The sequence below is a fragment of the Tropicimonas sp. TH_r6 genome, assembly GCF_033101155.1.
Classification (GTDB): domain Bacteria; phylum Pseudomonadota; class Alphaproteobacteria; order Rhodobacterales; family Rhodobacteraceae; genus Tropicimonas.
The window spans coordinates 26,588-45,351 of sequence record NZ_JAWMPX010000007.1; the positions used below are offsets into that span (position 1 = coordinate 26,588).

Below are 18,764 nucleotides of genomic sequence, written 5' to 3' on the forward strand. Positions count from 1 at the left end.
TGAAGGGTGTCTGGGCGTCGGCGCAAGCCGTCGATTCAATAGATCGTTTTTATAGCAGGAAATCGCTTAAATAAACAGGTTGGCTCCAAGCTTTCCCGTTTCGTCCGCGTCGAAGGGGAGAAGTTTGATGATGGAAAGGAAAATCTCATGAAATCTATGCTCTGGATCCCGCTGGCGCTGGCATTGGCAGGGGCCGCCAGCATCGCTGTGGCACAGCAGGCGGCGGGACAGCCGGGTCAACTGGTCGTGATCGGCGAGGGGCGGGTTGCCGTGCCGCCGGACATGGCCGTGATCACGCTGGGCGCGGTGGCCGAAAGCCCGCGCGCGGATGAAGCCATGCAGCAGATGAGCGCGCGGATGGAGGCAATCCTCGCTCGGCTGGACGCCGCCGGGATCGCAGCGCGGGATGTGCAGACGAGCGGGCTGTCGCTGCAACCGCGCTGGCCGGATTACGACCCGAAGCGGCAGGAAGAACGCGAGATCGTCGGGTTCAGCGCTTCCAGCGAGGTGACCGCGCGGGTGCGGGACCTGGAAGGCCTGGGCGAGCTTCTCGATGGGCTCATCTCCGGCGGGGCGAATGAATTCAGGGGCTTGCAGTTCGACCTTCAGGCGCCGGAGGTGCAGCTCGACGCGGCGCGCCGGGCCGCGGTCGCGGATGCGCTGCGCAAGGCGGAGCTCTATGCGGAGGCTGCGGGGCTGACGCTGGGACCGATCCTGTCGATCACCGAGGCCGGGGCCGCGCAGCCGCCGATGATGCGGGCCGAGATGGCCGCGCGTGTGAGCGGGAGCGGGATGCCGATCGCGGCGGGAGAGGTCGAGCGGCAGGCGACGGTGACCGTCACCTGGGCGCTTGCCCCGGCAACGGATGGCAATCGTTAAACCCGGTGTTAACACGTACCGGTCTTTCCTGATTGCTGCCCCATACCTGCCATTTTGAACAGGCAGGTGGGTGTGGACGAGTGATTTACGGGAATGAGGCTGGATATGGACGGACGCTTCCTGCTTCTCACCGGGGCGGCGCTGATTGGCGGGTCCTGGTTGATCGGGACAATGGGAACGGGCGACGAAACCGGGCCTGACCCGGTGGTGCAAGCCCATGCGGGCCTCGCGGCCGAACTGGCTGCGGCGGGCCGGGATCTCTCCGATCCCGGCGCTTACCTTGTCGCGATGAAGGAAGGCGTGTCTGTTGCGGGGCCGGTGGCGGCGACCGAACATGGCGCTCCGGCCTTTATCGAAGCGGTGGTTGCGGGCTATGCCCGTCCCGATCCGGCGGAGCTGCCGGGACGGGTTGGCGAGATCGCGGCGACGGACGGATGCGCCCCGGCGCGCCCGGCTTCCGGCAGCCGGATTGCCCATGTCGAGTCCGGCTTGCCCGTCGCTTCGGTGTCCTTCCATGCCTGGCGCGCCGACGAACTGGACCCCGCCGTGGCCGACCGGGTTGAGACGGTTTCGTTGGAGACGGGCGGCGTGCTCGACTTCCTTGCGGAGCTGGCCGGGACCGGGGGGGCAGCGCCGGAACCGACCGATCCCTGGCGCTACCGGTTGATGGATGTCGCCATTTCGGAGGCCGCTGCGCCGGTGCATCTCGTGCTGGAGGCCGGCTCGGAACGGGTCTTGTGGAACATCCATTCCAGCGCCGGGGTGGAACTCTCCGGTGTGACCCTGCTGGGGGGGACGCTTCCGGCCATTGCCAACCTGCCCAACGCCGTCCCGGTCGACATTCTGGACGCCACGGCGCTGGCCGAGTGTGGGCTCGTTCAAGCGCATGCCCCCCGCGCCAATGATCCGATCTTCGACCTGGTGGCCACAGGGAGGCTGCCGGTCGAGACCGCGCGCGGGCAGTTGCAGGCGCGTGCCGAGACCGCCGCCGCCTGGGACGCATGGTTCACGGCGCAGTTCGGGATTGGGGCGGATGCGCTGAGGATCGGCCATGCGCAAGGTGGCCAGCTTGCGTTGGTCGGCCCGATCCCGGCGCAGCCCTTGCTTCGTGTGCCCTATCGCGGTTTGGCCGGGGCGCAGGTTGCCGTTCTCGCCGGCACCGCGACCCTGATCGCCATGCCCGAAGCGGCAGATGACGAGATGGGACAGCTTGTCGAGGACCTCGCCCGCGTGACGAAGGCGGAGCAAGAGGCTGAACAGATCGCACAGGTGGTCGAATGATACAGCAATTCCTGAAACACGTTGCCCTGCGCGTGGCGCTGGTCCTGACCTGCCTCGGCATTGGCCTGCTTGGCTGGCCGGGCGATGTCGGGGCGCAGAATTTCGTCAAGGTCGGCAGCGAAGACGGATCCGGGGCGCGGCGGGTCCGGGTCGGCGAGGCGCCCTTGCCGACAGTTGCACCGGTCTCTGGCGTGTTGACGCCCGGCGCGTCCGAACGCGCGGAGGCTGACGGATCGGTGGTTGGGGATCCGGCTTTCGCACCGATCCTGGCTGCGATCCGGGCGCTGGCCGCGCCGTCGCGCGAGAGCGCCGAGGCCGATGCGCTGCGGGCCGAATTCGCGGCGCCCGCCGGGGAGCGGACGCCCTATGAGGCCGCCCATGCGGCTTGGCAGGCCGTGCGCTGACGCACGGCCCCCCGGATCAGGCGGTGGCCTTGGCCAATGCCTGGTCGAGATCCGCAATCAGGTCATCGACATCCTCGATCCCGATGGAGACGCGGACCATGTTCGGCGCGGCACCGGCGGCTTCCTGCTGCTCGGGCGGCAGCTGGCGGTGCGTGGTCGAGGCCGGGTGGATGATCAGCGACCGGGTGTCGCCGAGATTGGCGACATGGCTGAAGAGCTCCAACGCGTCGACCAGCTTCACACAAGCCTCGTAGCCGCCCTTCACGCCAAAGGTGAAGAGCGCGCCAGCGCCCTTCGGGCAGACGCTCGCGATGCGTCCGTGATAGGGCGAGGAGGCGAGGCCGGGATAGGTGACCACATCGATGCGCGGGTCGTTTTCCAGCCAGGTGGCCAACTTGCCGGCATTTGCCACATGTCGCTCCATGCGCAGCGAGAGGGTTTCGATCCCCATCAGCGTGTAATGTGCCGCTTGCGGGTTCATCGTCATGCCGAGATCGCGCAGCCCGATGGCGATGGAGTGGAACGTGTAAGCCATCGGCCCGAGCGCTTCGTGGAAGACCAGCCCGTGATAGGCCGGCTCCGGCGCGGAGAGCGAGGGGAACTTGTCGGAGGCCGACCAGTCGAACTTGCCCGAATCCACAACGCAGCCGCCGGTGACGGTGCCGTTGCCGGTGAGGTATTTGGTGGTGGAGTGCACGACCAGCGTCGCGCCGAGCGCAATCGGATTGCACAGGTAGGGCGTGGCGGTGGTGTTGTCGACGATGAGCGGCAGGCCGGCCTCGTCGGCCACGGCGGCCATGGCCGGCAGGTCGGTGATATAGCCGCCCGGATTGGCGATGCTCTCGCAGAAGATGGCGCGGGTGTCGTCGTCGATCGCCGCCTTGACGGCCTCGACGTCATCCATATCGACGAATTTCGCCGACCAGCCGAAGCGTTTGATCGTTTGCGAGAACTGCGTGATCGAGCCGCCATAAAGCCGGGTCGAGACGACCACGTTGCGCCCCGGCGCCATCAGCGGAAAGAGCGCCATGATCTGTGCAGCATGGCCAGAGGAACAGCAGACAGCGCCCGCGCCACCTTCGAGCGTGGCGATACGCTCGGCGAGGACGGACACTGTCGGGTTTGTAAGGCGGGAGTAGATATAGCCGACTTCTTGCAGGTTGAAGAGGGCGGCGGCGTGATCAGCGTCGCGGAAGACATAGGCCGTCGTCTGGTAGATGGGGGTCTGGCGGGCGCCGGTGGCCGGGTCCGGATGGGCGCCGGCATGGATCTGCAGCGTGTCGAAGCCGAGTTGGCGGTCAGTCATGGGGGTCCTCCCTGAAGGGTCGCGCGGTGTTGTGGCGCGGAGCCTATGGGAAGGGCGCGCGGGCGGCAATGGCTTCCGCGCGCAAACGGAGCGGGTGAGTCGTCGAGCATCGGGCGGGGTGTTTGGCGCCCGCGAGCCCTGAGCGGTTTGGAATTCGGGATTGCGGGTTTGGCAGGGCTTGGTTCATTGCGAGGGGAAGATTATGCTTGAAGTATGGTCCGCAGTCACTTGAATTTAATAAGTTAATGTATTTTTCCGTTCGGAGTTTTCTGTCTGGACCCGTTTCGACTTTCTTGCAGTCCGTCGTGTGGACCCCCTTGCGGACTGGAACAAGCTGGGTCAGCCTTTCCCGTATTCCGCCGGGCCAATCGCCCGGCGCCGTCGTTTCCAGCGCCACTTCGCGAGCGCTTCCATTGATCCGCCGCATGAAGAGTGCTGCGAGGCTGAAGCCCGGTCCACACGCCGGGTGAGTGGCCGGACCCTTTGGCCCGACTGCCCGTTGCACCAACCGGGGAAGACAATGTCTGTTCAGAGTATCGAGAATTACGAGGCCGGAATCCGGGCTTGCTGCATGCCGGAAACGCCCCTGCTATCTGCGGCCCAACGCATCGCGGCGCTTGATGTGAACGCGCTGGCCGTGCTGGACCGCAGCGGCGCGGTGGCCGGCATCCTTACGGATCACGACATCATACGGCAACTCGTGAAGAGCGAGGGACGCCTTGACGATGTGAGCGTCGGCGACTGCATGAGCACGCCCGTGATCACCTGCGAGATCAACACATCGCTCGGCGAGGCCCTCCGGCTGATGGGCCAGAATGGGATCCGGCATCTCATCGTCACGCGCGCGGCCGCGTTCGTGCGGATCTTTTCCCTCAAGGACCTGTTGGAGAAGATCCATCAGGACGATGTTCTCGAGGCCGAAATCCTGCGGGAGCTGGCGATCGGCCGCTCCGTGCCGGGCGTCTGACCGCGGGCGACGGAGAAGGGTATGGACCTCCGACCGGTCGCGAATGCCGTGGGGTGGCTCTCCGCTGTGATGGGGGGGCTGATGCTCCTCTGTGGCGGGCTCGACGCGGCCACTGGCGGGCAGCCGGGCACTGTTTTCGTCGCTGATGGCATGGCGGTGCTGGCGCTGTCGTTCTGCCTGGTGCTGGCGACGCGCGGGGCGGGGATGCATTTCCTCGATCGCCGCCAGGCCTTCGTGTTGACGACGCTGGTCTGGAGCGTGCTGCCAGCCGTGGGTGCGGTGCCTTTCGTGCTCGGCGCGCCCCACGCCACACCGGTGGATGCCTATTTCGAGGCAATGTCCGGCATGACCACGACCGGTTCGACCGTCTTTCACCATCTCGAAGAGCTGCCCGCCGGGGTACTGCTCTGGCGTGGCATACTTCAATGGTTGGGCGGGTTGGGGATCGTCATCGTGGCGATGATTTTCCTGCCGGCGATGCGGGTTGGCGGCATGCAGTTCTTCCTGACCGAGGGGTTCGACACGCTGGGAAAGATCCTGCCGCGCGCGCTTGATATCGCCAAGTCCCTGCTCGGGATCTACGTGTTGCTGACGCTGACCTGCGGTCTGGCCTATTCGGGCTTCGGGATGGGGCCGTTGGACGCGCTGGTCCATGCGATGACGACGATCTCGACGGGCGGGTTTTCCACCTCGGACGCCTCCTTTGCCCGTTTCACCGGGCCGTTGGAATATGTCTCGGCGCTGTTCATGGTGCTGGCGAGCCTGCCGCTGGTCCGGTTCGTGCAGCTGCTTGGCGGGCGCCCGGGGGCACTGTTCCGCGATGTTCAGGTCCGCGCCTATCTGCGCTGGCTGCTGCTGGCCAGCGGTGCCGTGGCCGGCTGGCGGCTCTATCTGGGGCAGGGGGAGCTGTCCGACATCCTGCGCGAGACGCTGTTCAACGTGGTCACGCTCTTTTCCGGGACGGGCTATGCCAGCGAGGACATCACCCGCTGGGGCAGTTTCGCGCTCTGCGTGGTGATCATCGTGGGGCTGATCGGCGGCTGTACCGGTTCGACGGCCTGTTCGGTGAAGATTTTCCGCTGGCTGATCGTCTGGGAGAGCCTCAAGCACCATATCCGGCGCATGTATTCACCCAATCTTGTCGACACGGCGCGGCTTGGCGGGCGGCCGCTGGAGCGTGACGTGATCGATTCCGTTATCGCCTTTTTCACACTCTTCCTGCTGACGCTGGGCGGCGCCTCGGTGGCCATCGCGTTGACCGGGCTGAGCTTCGAGACCTCGGTCACCGCGGCCTGGACCTCGGTGGCCAATATCGGCCCGGCCTTTGGCGACGCGGTGGGGGCGTCGGGCTCGATGGAGGCCTTCCCGGCCACGGCCAAGTGGATCATGATCGTTGCCATGCTGGCCGGGCGGCTGGAGATCCTGTCCTTCTACGTGCTCTTGACGCGGCGATTCTGGACCGGGTGAGGCCGGGTGGCGCTGGCCAGACGCTCACCGCGTCAGCATCATCCGGCCATTGCCGAAACTGACTTCGGAGAAGCGGTTGAGATAGGACATGCCCAGCAGCGAGCCCGCCATCTCGCCGCCATTGACCAGCGCCGGCACGCGGGTATCGGTCACGCCGCCAAGCTCGACCTCGTCAAGCCGGACCTGCGCCGTGCGCACGGTCCCGTTGGCGGTATTGGCCATTCCGAGGAAGGGCAGCCCGTCCAGCTCGATCCCGGCGCGGGCGGCATCGGCGCGGGTCAGGACAATGTCGGAGGCGCCGGTATCGACGACGAATTGCACCGGCGTGTCATTGATGGTGAGCACCATGTGGTAATGCCCGTCGCGTGCCAGCGGGACCTCGATCCGTTCGCCCTCGGCAAGCACGCTCTGGCGCGGCAGGACGGTGCCGCGGATATCGTCCCAGAGCCCGTAGGCCACGAGCACACCAAGGAAAATCAGCACCCACAGCGCGCCGTGGCGCAGGGAGCGCCCGATATTCTTCCGCGCCGAGACGAGCAGGTAGCTGCCGATCAGCAGGCCGAGCAGCGTCAGATAGATCAGCGAAGCGGTCTGGTCGCCCGTCATGCAAGGTTCCCTTTCAGTCCTGTTCCCCAATCATGTAGGGGGCGGGCGGCGGGACTGCCAGCCCGGACAGCGCATCAGCCCGGCAACATGCCGGCACCGTGAAGCCCGTCGAGCACGAATTGCACGGCTAGCGCAGCCAGCAACATGCCGAGGAGCCGCGTCGCCACGACCGTTCCCGTTCGCCCGAGCGCGCGCTCCAGCAGGCCTGCGCTGCGGAACATGATCGCCACGACCGCCAACACCAGCGCCATGGCGACGAACACGCCGGACGCCTCAAGCGGACCGTCCGTCTGCCCGACCAGGAGGATCATCGTGGTGATTGCGCCGGGACCGGCCAATAGCGGAATGGCGAGCGGGAAGACCGATGGGTCGGGGCGTTCTTCCTCCTCGGCGGTGGAGTCGCGCCGCTTGGTGCGGCGTTCGAAGAGCATGTCCAGCGCGGTCAGGAAGAGCAGCACGCCCCCGGCGATGCGGAACGCGGGCATGGAGATGCCAACGAAGTTCAGCACCGCCTCGCCAAGCAGCCCGAAGAGCATCAGCAGCCCGAATCCGATGAGCACTGCGCGCCGCCCGATGGCGCTCCGCTCCGCCTTGTCGCTGCCATGGGTCAGCGCCAGAAAGACCGGCGCGAGCCCGATCGGGTCAATGATGACGAAAAGCGCCACGAAGGCGCTGATATAGAAAGTCATGTCCATCAGAGGGATGTGCGCCGATTCGTGGCTTGGGTCAAACCGCGTCGTGGAGGCAGGCGGTGAAGGAGAGCTTGCGCAAGATCAGGCACAGCTCTCCTGCCCGGTTTCAACGCCGAGGGGGGCTGTTGCTTAGAAGTAGACCGCCCGGAAGGTTGCCAGCGTTCCGCCGGCGGGATCAAGCAACTCCATGCTTTCGCCGGAAATGCCAAAGCCCGCAGCCGTCCCCAGCGTCTCGACCAGATCCTGTTCGAACCGGTCAAAGGGCGGAATACAGGCCATCATCGTCATCGGGCCCGGCGTGAAGCCGAGATCGGCCCCGGTGATGTCATAGCCGCCATTGATCTGGTTGCAGCCGACCGTGGCGCTGAAATTCCCGTCATTGCGCAGGATCAGGTGCGCTTCCCGACCCTCCTTGGCAACCGGCACCGCTTCGCCCTTCAGCGTCAGCAGCTTCCAGTAGGTATTTACCATCGGCGAATCCGGTTTCGCCGCCTGATCGCTCTCGGAGACCATCTTCATTACCATCTCCACGCTGTCGCCGGCCCCGCGGGTCAGCACCGGATAGGCCTGGTCCGTGGTCATCAGCAGCTTGCCGTCCTGATGCATCGTGGCCCGCATGGAATAGCTGTGCGCGGGATCGATGGTTTCGGGATCAAAGTCGAAGGCGAAGGCATAGGGCGGATTGCCCGGGCTTGCGATCGTCTGATGTGCGATCACCTCCGCAGGCGCATCGGCGCGCGAGACGTCCTGCACCTCGACGGTCAGGACCGCATCCGGCGGCATGGCGATGCGCTGCAGGTAGGTAACCGTGCCCGAGAGCGTGTCGGCCGCGGCGAGGGCCGGGGCGATCAGCCCCGACAGGGCAATGGCAAGGACCGCAATGTGTTTCTGACGCATTTCTTTCTCCAATGGCTGAACGGGCCGACGCAATGGGGATGCGGCAGCGCCCGGAAAGGGCACAGCCGTTGCGGCGAAACGATGTCGGAGTGGCAGATGGGGGCCGGATCAGGCCGGTTCAAGCTCCAGCAATGTCCGCAGGCCCGAATTGTCATCCACCAGATCGGCCAAGGTCACCTTGTCCAACGCGCCGTAAAACGCTTCCAGCGCGACCGAGAGCTGGCCCCGCAGGCGACAGGAGGCGGTGAGTGGGCAATGGTTGTCCGAGCCCGCGAAGCATTCCGCAAAGGGCACATTGGCCTCGAAGACGCGGAAGACCTGACCGACCGACAGCGCTTCCGGGGCGACCTTCAGGCGGATGCCGCCATTGCGGCCGCGTGCGGTCTCGATGAAGCCGGTCTGGCCGAGCATGTTGATGACGACGCCGAGATGGTTCTCCGAGGAATTGCAGGATTCGGCGATCTCGGCCTTGCGCACGGTGCGGTCAGCATTGATCGCGCAGAACATGAGCGCGCGCATGGCGAGATTGGTGCGTACGGTCAGACGCATGATTCGGCGCATCCTTTCGAATATCTGGCGTTCAAGGCTGGAGAGGCCCGCGGTCAATTTGAATCAGATCACAAACAGGCCGCGGTATCCAGTTTAAATGCATCAAAAATGTATCTATGGGAGGGTGCATGGCCGATATTCCCCCAGATTCCGCGAAATTGCGCCTGTCGCAAGCCGTCGCGCCTGTCTCCGCACGGCTGAGCCGGGCGGGGGGGCTTTCCGTGGGGGGCGGGCTGCTCTGGCTGCCGCAGGCGGGGCTGGTTGCATGGCTTTTCGCCTCGCTGCTGGCCGGGACGACACGGGCCGGGGACGCCGCGCTGGCGGCGGCGGGCTTTGCGGTGCTCGGGGCCATGCGGGCAGCCATGCAGGCGCTCTCCGAGCGTTGGCTGGCGGAGGCGGCGGAGGCGGTCTTGGAGACAGAGCGAGCGCGTCTGTTGGCGCGCGAGAGCCGGCGCTCTCCCATGGCCGCGGGGCCAGGCTCGGGCGAGCTGGCCGCATTGGCGGGAGAGAAACTTGGCGCGCTGGAACCCTATATCCTGCGCTACCGGCCTGCCTTTCTGCGGGCTCGGTTGCTGCCGCTGGCGATCCTCGCAGTCGCGTTCTGGAAATCCTGGGTTGTGGCGACGATCCTGCTTATCGCCGGGCCGCTGATCCCGCTCTTCATGGCGCTGGTCGGCATGGCGGCGCAGGAGGCCTCCGAACGGCAGATGCAGGAGGTTGGCACGCTCAACGGCATGTTGCTGGAACGGTTGCAGGCGCTGGTCGATATCCGTCTGCTCGATGCGGGCGCCCGTGTCGCGGCGGATTTCGAGACCCGTGCCGAGGCCTTGCGCGAGCGTACCATGGCGGTGCTGCGCGTGGCCTTCCTCTCCTCGACCGTGCTGGAGCTTTTTTCGGCGCTCGGGGTGGCGCTTGTTGCGGTCTATGTCGGTTTCGCGCTGCTCGGCACGCTTGGTTTCGGTGCCTGGGCATCGCCGCTCACGGCGGGCGAGGGTGTTTTCCTTCTGCTGCTCGCGCCGGAGTTTTTCCAGCCGCTCAGAGATCTCGCGGCGGCCTGGCATGACCGGGCTGCGGCGATGGCCGTGGCGAGCGAACTGGTCGCAGCCGAAGCGGAGGCGCCGGTGACGCTGCTGGGGCAGGGGGCGGCCGTCCCCGCCTTGGTGCCCGTGCCCGGTGCGCCGGCGATCTCGTTGCGCGGGGTGCAGGTGGATCTCGGTGCGCAAATACAGCTTTGTTTTCCCGATTTCGACATCGCGGCAGGCGAGAGCTGCGCCCTGACCGGGCCCAGCGGGCAGGGCAAGTCGACACTTCTGGCAGCGCTTGCCGGGCTGATCCCGGCACAGGGGCGGATCGAAATCGCGGGGCGCCTGCTCGACGAGACCAGTGCCGATGCCTGGCGGATGACGCTTGGCTGGGTGCCGCAACAGCCACATTTCTTCGCCGGCTCCCTGCGGGCCAATCTCCGGCTCGCCGCGCCGAAAGCCGGGGCGGCGGAAATCGACCGGGCGCTGCAACGCGCCCACGCCGAGGATATCGTCGCCCGGCTGCCGCGCGGGCTTGCAACGCGGGTGGGCGAGACCGGCGCCGGGCTCTCGGGCGGCGAGGCGCGGCGGCTGATGGTGGCCCGCGCGGCCCTTGGGCAGGCGCGGGTGGTGCTGGCCGACGAGCCGACCGCAAATCTTGACGCGGCAAGCGCCGCGGCGGTGACCGATGGCTTGCTGGCGCTGGCTGCGGCCGGGGCGACGCTGGTCGTGGCCACGCATGATCCGGCGCTCGTGTCCCGGATGGCGCGCGAGATTCCGCTCGGGAGGGCCGCATGAGACCGCTGCTCCGCATCTTTGCGCTGATCTGGCGCGCCGAGCGCTGGTCGCTCCTGCGTGGCATCGCGCTCTCGATTGTCGTGTTGCTGATGGGGGTGGCCCTGCTTGGCCTGTCGGGTTGGTTCATCATCGCGGCCGGGGCAGCGGGGATCGCCGGGACCGGGGCGCTGTTCGATGTGTTTCGCCCCTCCGCCGGCGTGCGGTTCCTCGCGCTTGGACGAACGGCGGCGCGCTACGGCGAGAGGCTGCTCACGCATGACGCGACGCTCAAGGCGCTGTCGGCGCTGCGTGTGCGGCTGCTTGCCGGATTGTCTGCGGCGCCCTTCCCGGTGATGCAGCGCTTCCGGGGCGCGCAGGTCCTGAACCGGCTGACCTGCGATATCGACGCGCTGGACGGTGTCGCGCTGCGTCTGGTCATCCCGTTGCTCGCGGGCGGTGCGACCCTCGTTCTGGCGTGGGTGGCACTGGCGCTGCTTGTGGATCCGCGCGTTGCAGCCTGGTCCGTGCTGTCGCTGGTCACGGGCGGGGCGCTTGCGCTGGTGTGGTCCGCGCGGCGCTCTGCACGCCCCTCACGTCGCGCGGAAGCCGCCGCACAGGCCTTCCGAACCCGCACCATCGACCATTTGCGCGGCCGTGCCATGCTCGCCTTCGCCGGACAACTCGAAACCTCTTCGGCGCATGTGCGAGCTGCCGATATCCGCGCTCGGACCGACCGCCTCGCGCTTGCCCGGATCGAACGCCGCAGCGGCGCGGCGCTCTCTTTTACCGCGACGCTCGCCGCCGCCGGAGCACTCTTTCTCGGTGCCGAACTGGCCCGGGCGGGAACGATCTCCCCGGCGCTGGCCGCGCTTGGATTCTTCGCCACGCTGGCGCTGGCGGAGGTGATCGGTCCGCTGCGCCGGGCCATGAGCGAGCTGGGCGGTATGCGCGACGCCGCGCGGCGGGTGACACACTGGTTGCCCGAAGAGGCGCCGATCCGATCCGTCAACGCCGCGCCTTTGACTGGCGACGCCCTCTCGCTCTCCGACGTCTCGATCGCCAACGGCCCGGACGGACCGCCGCTGATCGAGGGGGTGAGTCTGGCGCTTGCGCCGGGTGAGATCCTCGCCCTGACCGGAGCGAGCGGTTCGGGCAAAACGACCCTGCTCAACAGCATCGCCGGCCTCTTGCCGTCTCGCGCGGGCGAGATCCGGATTGCCGGGCGGTCCCTTCCTGACTGGACCGAACCGGATCTGCGCGCCCATCTCGGGTATCTGCCACAGCGCGCGACGCTGATCGGCGGCACGATCGCCGAAAACCTGCGGCTCGGCGCGCCGATGGCGACAGAGGACGCGATGGAGACCGTGCTGGACGCCGTCGCCCTGCGCCCTGTCATTGCGACACTGGGTGGGTTGGAGGCTCGTCTCGGCGAAGGCGGCAGGGGGCTGTCTGGCGGCGAAACCCGACGGTTGGTGTTGGCGCGAACGCTTCTGCGGCGGCCTGCGCTTCTGCTGCTCGACGAGCCGACCGAAGGGCTTGATCGCGACACCGCCCGCGCCGTGTTGGCCGGACTCCGGGCCCATTGTCCCGGGGCCGCAATTCTGCTCGCCGCGCACCGGGGCGTCGAGCGGGACTGGGCGGGGAAGGCGCTGTCACTGGATCGGGAGGTACGGAAAGAAATAGATATATTCTAATTCCTCAATTCTCTTGATCTGTGTCAAAGTGTGACAGGTCGGGCCCGTGCAATAGCCAAAACAAAGCGGTATCGCAAATATATCTTCGCCGCTTGTATCCCTGCACGGAGGCAATCAATGGAACTCGATCTTGTGGAGTTGTCGCGACTGCAATTCGCGATGACGGCCATGTATCACTTCCTCTTCGTCCCGCTCACGCTTGGTCTTTCGGTCATCGTAGCGATCATGGAGAGCGTCTATGTGATGACAAACCGCCCGATCTGGCGGCAGATGACCAAATTCTGGGGCACGCTCTTCGGAATCAATTTCGCCATCGGCGTCGCCACGGGGATCACGATGGAGTTCCAGTTCGGCATGAACTGGTCCTATTACAGCCACTACGTTGGCGATATCTTCGGTGCACCTTTGGCCATCGAAGGGCTCATGGCCTTCTTCATGGAAGCGACCTTCGTGGGCCTTTTCTTCTTCGGCTGGGACAAGTTGAGCAAGGTGCAGCACGTCACCGTGACATGGCTCGTGGCCATCGGCTCGAACTTCTCCGCGCTCTGGATCCTGATCGCCAATGGCTGGATGCAGCATCCCGTCGGCGCCGAATTCAACCCTGTCTCGATGCGGATGGAAATGACCTCCTTCTTCGACGTCGTCTTCAACGAGACCGCGCAGGCGAAATTCGTGCACACGGTGTCTGCCGGATACGTGACGGCCGCCGTCTTCGTGCTCGGCGTTTCGGCGTGGTACCTGCTCAATGACCGCCATGCCGCGCTTGCCCGCCGCTCCATCGCGGTTGCCTGTTCCTTCGGCCTCGCCTCGGCGCTCTGCGTCGTCGTTCTGGGCGACGAGTCCGGCTACGCGGCGACCCACAGTCAGAAGATGAAGCTCGCGGCCATCGAGGGCATGTGGCACACCGAACCCGCCCCCGCATCCTTCACGGCTGTCGGTTTCCCGGACATGGAGGCACGCGAGACGCATTACGCGCTGCACATCCCCTGGATGATGGGTCTGATCGGCACACGCTCGCTGACGCAGGAGATCCCCGGCATTGCCGAACTGGTCGAGAATGCGGAAGCGCGCATCAAATCCGGCATCATCGCTTATGACGCGCTGGAGAAAATCCGCGCCGCAAAGGGCGAGATGACACCGGAACTGACGGAACAGTTCGAGGCGCATTCCGCCGATCTCGGCTTTGCCTTCCTGCTCAAGCGCTACGTGGACGACCCGCGCGAAGCCACGGAGAAACAGATCGCGCTGGCGTCCAACGATACCGTGCCGACCGTCTGGCCGCTCTTCTGGGCCTTCCGCTTGATGGTGGGGCTCGGCTTCGGCTTCATCGGGCTGATGGCCTATTTTTTCTACCGCGCCAACTGGAAGGGCATGACCTTCCCGCGGCCGGCGCTGCGGCTTGCGGTCTGGATCATCCCCGCACCGTGGATTGCCGCCGAGCTTGGCTGGTTCGTGGCCGAGTTCGGCCGCCAGCCATGGACGGTGGACGGGGTGCTGCCGACGGCGATGTCGGTGTCGCATCTCTCGATCGCGGATCTGCTGATCACGCTTGTCGGCTTCGTCGCCTTCTACTCGGTGTTCTTCGTCATCGAGATGGGATTGATGCTGAAATACATCCGCAAGGGGCCGTATTTGGACGTCTCCGAGACGGAAGACTGGACCGCCCGCCACGAGCACCGTCTGCGTACGCATGACGGCAAGGTGCCCGGTGTCCAAACGCCTGCGGAGTAAAGAGACATGATCCTTCACGAACTTCTTTCCTTTGAAATCCTGCGGGTGATCTGGTGGGCGCTGCTTGGCGTACTGCTGATCGGCTTCGCGCTCACGGATGGATTCGACCTTGGTGTCGGCGCGCTCCTGCCCTTCGTCGCCCGGACCGACCTTGAACGCCGGCAAGCGATCAACACGGTCGGCCCGGTCTGGGAAGGCAACCAGGTCTGGTTTATCCTCGGGGGGGGCGCGATCTTCGCCGCCTGGCCACCGCTCTACGCGGTCAGCTTCTCGGGCTTCTACCTTGCGATGTTCACCGTTCTGGCGGCGCTGATCCTGCGGCCGGTCGGGTTCAAATACCGCTCCAAGCGGCCCTCCGCCGCCTGGCGCAGCGGCTGGGACTGGGCGCTCTTCGTGGGCGGCGCGGTGCCGGCGCTGATCTTTGGTGTCGCGGTCGGCAATGTACTGGTCGGCGTGCCGTTCCACCTCTCGCCGGAGCTGCTCTCGATCTATGACGGGCCGTTTTATGCCAAGTTCTTCGGGCTGCTGAACCCGTTCTCGTTGCTCGCCGGTCTCGTGTCGCTCTTTATGCTGCTCCAACATGGCGCAGCCTGGCTGGCGCTGAAGGCGGATGGCATGGTCGAGACCCGTGCCCGCCAAATGGGCCCGCTCTTCGGCTATCTCGCCGCGGCGGGCTATGCCGCGGCCGGGCTCTGGCTGGCTTTCGGCATCGAGGGGTTCGCCTTCGCCGAGGCGCCGGTGCTGGACGGGCCGTCCAACCCGCTGCTCTCGGAAATCGTGAAGACGGATAGCTGGCTTGTCGCCTACGCCGCCCGTCCCTGGATCGCCATCGCGCCGCTGCTTGGCTTTGCGGGCATCCTGATGGCGGCGCGAACGCTGAACGGACATTCCGACGTGGCGCCGCTGCTCTGGTCCAAGCTCGGCATCTTCGGGGTGATTTCGAGCGTGGGCCTGACCATGTTCCCGTTCATCCTGCCCTCCTCGGTCGATGCGAACTCTTCGCTGACCGTCTGGGACAGCTCGTCATCGCACCTGACCCTGTTCGTGATGCTGATCTGCTCGGTGATCTTCGTGCCGCTGATCCTGGCCTACACGTCCTGGGTCTACTGGGTGCTCTGGGGCAAGGTCACCCAGGATGAAATCGCCGACAATTCCGAATCCGTCTACTGAAGAGAGGACATCCCAATGTGGTATTTCGCCTGGCTCCTCGGCCTCCCGCTCGCTGCCCTTGTCGCCGTTCTCAACGCCATGTGGCTCGAGATGCAGGAAGACCGCGCATTGGCAGACGAGGGGTGACCGCAACGATCCAACACCACGTCTCATGGGCGCGTTCCCGGAACGAGATTGCCGGGCTTTCGCGCTGATCCCGTCCCGCAATGGGACATGATACAAGACAGCCTGTCGCGATCGTCGCGGCAGGCTTTTTCACGCCCGGCGACAGCTTTGCGACATTCCGCAACAAGAGCGAAATCCGAACGTGGAACGTCACCGCCGGGCGGATGACATCTCGTCCGGTTCGCGCAACAAGTTCCGTCAGGGTGCCAGGTTGGCAACGAATTGCGGAATCTGTTCACGCGTAAGCCCGCGCTTTCCCAGTTCCACATCGGAGAGATTGATAAGTTTCTGCGCCAGCTTCGCCTGGCGTTGGGCCAATTGAAAAATAACCAGACCCTTCAGAACTGCACGAACCGGCGCAAGAAGCAGCGCGTTCCAGTTGGTCGGGACGTGGACAATGGACGTATCAGACATAAGGACACCGTTATGACAGCCTTCCTCCCCTTGGCATTGCGTAGGACATTATCACTGTTTGCGCTACCATTTACTTTGCATGGCGCTGCTGCGTCTGGCGAATAGCGCGCCTGACATGGGACGCCCCAAGGGCGTTCAGGGAATGTCCGATGCGCCCCCGGTTCGGTGGGGGGCGGGGAGAACTTCTTATCTTTTCAAAATGTTGAATCAGACTTGAGGCGGGGCTCGTGCTACTTCCTCGCCGCCTCAGCGGCTGGACGACCCGTCGAGACCAGCCGCGCCATGTCTCCCAGCCTCTCTTCAGCATGGCGGAAGAACATGGTGTAGCTCTCGCAGAAATAGTTGTGCCCCGGTTCTCCGTTCCGAGCCTTGGCAAAGCGGTGCTTGGGGCACCCGCCGTGGCAGGCGAAGCGATAGTCGCACGCCTTGCATTGCTCTGTCAGAGTGGACGATTTCGCTTGTCCGAATTCTTCCTGACGCTCGGTCCACAGCATGTCGCGCATCGGCGTCTCGGTGATCCGGCCGAGCCGGTATTCGGGATAGACGTAGTGATCGCAGGAATACAGGCTGCCGTCATGTTCCAGCGCCAGGCTGTCGCCGCAGGTTTCTGCAAACACGCATAATCCAGCCGGAGCGCCGACCCATTTGCCCAGCATCACGTCAAAATGCTGGACAAAAACCTCGCCGATATCATTCCGGAACCAGGTGTCGAAGATATCGCAGAGGAATTTTCCATAGGCGCGCGGACTGACACTCCACTCCGTCACGCTGTTGCCCGGGTCCATATCGACCTGCGGCGCGCTCGCCAGACCGTCCGCTCCGTTGCGCTCCACGATCGGAATGAACTGCATGAATTCCATGCCCAACCCCTTGAGGAAGCGGTAGACTTCCTTGCCCTTGCCGCCATTGGCGCGGTGCACGGTTGTCAGCGAGTTATGCTCCACCTCGTGCCGCTGCAGGACCTCGAGGCCGCGCATCACCTTGTCGAAGGTCGGCTTTCCTTGCCGGTCGACCCGGTAGCGGTCATGGACTTTTTTCGGCCCGTCGATGCTGATCCCGACAAGGAACCCGGTGTCTCGAAGGAACGCACCCCAGTCGTCATCCAGCAGCATGCCGTTGGTCTGGAACGCATTGGTGAGCTTCGTCCCCGCGGGTGCGTACCGCGCCTGCAGATCCACGATTTTCCGGAAGTAATCCACGCCGAGCATGGTGGGTTCACCGCCCTGCCAGGCGAAATTGATCTCCGGCATTCCCGCCTCGAGCGAGGTCTCGATGACCTGTCGGACATAGCTATCCAATATCTCATCGGACATCCGGAACTTTTTCTCGGAGGGGTAAAGCTTCTCTTTTTCAAGGTAGTAGCAGTACTTGCAGTCAATGTTACACCGCGGTCCGATGGGTTTTGTCATGATGTTGAAAGGGCGCGGATTGGTCACGGGAGGGGGATCTCACTGCAAGGCACCTTCCGGGACAGGACGAACCGGCAAAGGGGCGATTTCAGCACCTGTCATATCTTAGCAGAGGAATCCGGTAAACCGGGGAAAGGGCATAACCCATCTTGGCCCCCGCGCAGATCGAGGGAGCGGACCTGTTCTGGAGCAGCGTCCTGGCTTTTGCTTGGCGGCCTCCATTGTCGTGATCCAAACCGCCGCCGGGCAAGCCGCGAGACGTGACCTCGGACCCGATGCGCAGCGCCGTGTCGCCAAACCAGACCATCGCGCCGCCCTCGTCTTTCCGTTCAAGCCAACCGTTGTACTGGAACTGATGCGATCGACCTGAAGAAGGGTAGGCCGGCCCGATTGGCGCCGTGGGCGGTTCTCCTGGAGAGGCTGGTGTTTCCCTGAGGGCAAAGACTTCACTTGACAGAATCTCCAAAAACGCTCACGGTCAAAATACCAATAATGAAATTCATACAACCAAATATGGAATATTCATGAACCCGACAGAGCGAACACTGCAAGTTCTGGAGTACATCATGGCCGCAGGGCCGGAACCGGTGAAGCAAACCGACATCGCGCGACACTGTGGTTTGTCGCCGTCGACGCTGAACCGGATCGTCAAGTCTCTGTCGGATTGGGGCTACTTGTTCCGCACAAGCGAGAAATACTGCGTTCGCAACTTCCGGCTGGAACGGAACGTGCCGATGTCGCAGACCTACTTGGCCAAGCTCGACAGCACGATGAAAGACATGTCCGAGCGGCTTGGCGTTTCGGCGGAAGTGATTGTGGTCGCTGGCCATGAACTCCTGTGGCACTCAAAGACAGGCTATCCGGATCCAAACGTGGTGATCCGCGCAAGCGTTGGGTTCCGCCGCTCGCTCTATGAACTGGATGTTCTGTCTCAGTTGTACCTGAGCCGGCTGACCTGGGACGATGTGCAGGCCAGTTTCTATACTGACGGTTTTTTTGAAACCCTGAGAAAGACCGGGCAGGCGACACACTGGCTGCCGGCGCCAGCAGTTCGAGACACTCTGGACGGTATGCGTTCGGAAGTGTTTGCCGCAGATCCTGAAGGAAACCACGTCGGAATTCGCCGGTGCGCAACGGTCGTTGAGGACCCGAATGGCAAGTTTCTGCATTTGCTGGCCCTGGCAGAGCCCGATGACCGTCCGAACGACGACATTGAGAAATACAAGGACGCCTTGCTGGCGGCGCGCGCCGAGCTTTCCGAGCTTGGATATGCGGAGAGCAGCGCCAACCGACTGGCACCCAAGCACCACGCCTTGCCGCTTCGAGGAGGATAA

At 64.7% G+C, this 18,764-nt stretch carries 18 protein-coding genes; 11 read left to right on the plus strand and 7 right to left on the minus strand.

Translation table 11 applies throughout. The features are described from left to right. Nucleotides 1–147: 147 nt before the first annotated feature. The 3 genes from R3X27_RS08895 (at nt 148) to R3X27_RS08905 (ending at nt 2,564) form a co-directional block, all read left to right on the plus strand. On the plus strand, nt 148–879 hold the full coding sequence (locus R3X27_RS08895; RefSeq protein WP_317708498.1) for an SIMPL domain-containing protein: 732 nt from the start codon (nt 148–150) through the stop codon (nt 877–879). Between the two features lie 105 nt (nt 880–984). Next, nucleotides 985–2,160, plus strand: a complete 1,176-nt coding sequence (locus R3X27_RS08900) for a hypothetical protein (protein ID WP_317708499.1) — start codon at nt 985–987, stop codon at nt 2,158–2,160. Further along, on the plus strand, nt 2,157–2,564 hold the full coding sequence (locus R3X27_RS08905) for a hypothetical protein (RefSeq protein ID WP_317708500.1): 408 nt from the start codon (nt 2,157–2,159) through the stop codon (nt 2,562–2,564). The genes R3X27_RS08900 and R3X27_RS08905 overlap by 4 nt, the downstream gene beginning before the upstream one ends. A gap of 16 nt (nt 2,565–2,580) precedes the next feature. On the opposite strand, the gene R3X27_RS08910 is transcribed toward R3X27_RS08905, so the two are convergent. Beyond that, entirely contained in the window at nt 2,581–3,870 is a 1,290-nt protein-coding gene (locus R3X27_RS08910; protein ID WP_317708501.1) for an O-acetylhomoserine aminocarboxypropyltransferase/cysteine synthase family protein, read from the minus strand. Nucleotides 3,871–4,390: 520 nt separating this feature from the next. Here R3X27_RS08910 and R3X27_RS08915 point away from each other — a divergent pair. Then, nucleotides 4,391–4,837, plus strand: a complete 447-nt coding sequence (locus R3X27_RS08915) for a cyclic nucleotide-binding/CBS domain-containing protein (RefSeq protein WP_317708502.1) — start codon at nt 4,391–4,393, stop codon at nt 4,835–4,837. A 21-nt stretch (nt 4,838–4,858) separates the two neighbouring features. Continuing rightward, a complete protein-coding gene (locus tag R3X27_RS08920; protein WP_317708503.1) occupies nt 4,859–6,304 on the plus strand; it encodes a TrkH family potassium uptake protein in 1,446 nt (481 codons plus the stop codon). Nucleotides 6,305–6,328: 24 nt separating this feature from the next. On the opposite strand, the gene R3X27_RS08925 is transcribed toward R3X27_RS08920, so the two are convergent. The 4 genes from R3X27_RS08925 to R3X27_RS08940 all read right to left on the minus strand — a co-directional run bounded on the left by R3X27_RS08925 (nt 6,329) and on the right by R3X27_RS08940 (nt 9,048). Next, nucleotides 6,329–6,910, minus strand: a complete 582-nt coding sequence (locus R3X27_RS08925) for a TIGR02281 family clan AA aspartic protease (protein WP_317708504.1) — start codon at nt 6,908–6,910, stop codon at nt 6,329–6,331. Nucleotides 6,911–6,984: 74 nt separating this feature from the next. Further along, nucleotides 6,985–7,605, minus strand: coding sequence for a MarC family protein (locus R3X27_RS08930; RefSeq protein WP_317708505.1), 621 nt, complete (start codon nt 7,603–7,605; stop codon nt 6,985–6,987). 126 nt (nt 7,606–7,731) lie between these two features. After that, nucleotides 7,732–8,499, minus strand: coding sequence for a YbaY family lipoprotein (locus R3X27_RS08935; RefSeq protein ID WP_317708506.1), 768 nt, complete (start codon nt 8,497–8,499; stop codon nt 7,732–7,734). A 108-nt stretch (nt 8,500–8,607) separates the two neighbouring features. Beyond that, nucleotides 8,608–9,048: an Rrf2 family transcriptional regulator gene (locus R3X27_RS08940; RefSeq protein ID WP_317708507.1), complete on the minus strand. Its 441-nt coding sequence runs from the start codon at nt 9,046–9,048 to the stop codon at nt 8,608–8,610. 128 nt (nt 9,049–9,176) lie between these two features. Here R3X27_RS08940 and cydD point away from each other — a divergent pair, with 128 nt between their 5' ends. The 5 genes from cydD (at nt 9,177) to cydX (ending at nt 15,568) form a co-directional block, all read left to right on the plus strand. Beyond that, entirely contained in the window at nt 9,177–10,868 is a 1,692-nt protein-coding gene (gene cydD, locus R3X27_RS08945) for a thiol reductant ABC exporter subunit CydD (RefSeq protein ID WP_317708508.1), read from the plus strand. After that, on the plus strand, nt 10,865–12,541 hold the full coding sequence (locus R3X27_RS08950; protein ID WP_317708509.1) for an amino acid ABC transporter ATP-binding/permease protein: 1,677 nt from the start codon (nt 10,865–10,867) through the stop codon (nt 12,539–12,541). The genes cydD and R3X27_RS08950 overlap by 4 nt, the downstream gene beginning before the upstream one ends. A 117-nt stretch (nt 12,542–12,658) precedes the next feature. After that, a complete protein-coding gene (locus tag R3X27_RS08955; RefSeq protein WP_317708510.1) occupies nt 12,659–14,272 on the plus strand; it encodes a cytochrome ubiquinol oxidase subunit I in 1,614 nt (537 codons plus the stop codon). Between the two features lie 6 nt (nt 14,273–14,278). Continuing rightward, nucleotides 14,279–15,442 carry a cytochrome d ubiquinol oxidase subunit II gene (gene cydB / locus R3X27_RS08960; protein WP_317708511.1) on the plus strand — a complete coding sequence of 388 codons (1,164 nt, stop codon included), beginning with the start codon at nt 14,279–14,281 and terminating at the stop codon, nt 15,440–15,442. A gap of 15 nt (nt 15,443–15,457) precedes the next feature. Continuing rightward, on the plus strand, nt 15,458–15,568 hold the full coding sequence (gene cydX, locus R3X27_RS08965) for a cytochrome bd-I oxidase subunit CydX (protein ID WP_317708512.1): 111 nt from the start codon (nt 15,458–15,460) through the stop codon (nt 15,566–15,568). A gap of 237 nt (nt 15,569–15,805) precedes the next feature. On the opposite strand, the gene R3X27_RS08970 is transcribed toward cydX, so the two are convergent. Both R3X27_RS08970 and R3X27_RS08975 read right to left on the minus strand, forming a co-directional pair. Then, entirely contained in the window at nt 15,806–16,021 is a 216-nt protein-coding gene (locus R3X27_RS08970) for a hypothetical protein (protein WP_317708513.1), read from the minus strand. A 230-nt stretch (nt 16,022–16,251) separates the two neighbouring features. Further along, entirely contained in the window at nt 16,252–17,430 is a 1,179-nt protein-coding gene (locus R3X27_RS08975; protein WP_317708652.1) for an anaerobic sulfatase maturase, read from the minus strand. Between the two features lie 524 nt (nt 17,431–17,954). Between R3X27_RS08975 and R3X27_RS08980 the strand changes: the two genes are divergently transcribed. Then, a complete protein-coding gene (locus R3X27_RS08980; RefSeq protein ID WP_317708514.1) occupies nt 17,955–18,764 on the plus strand; it encodes a MarR family transcriptional regulator in 810 nt (269 codons plus the stop codon).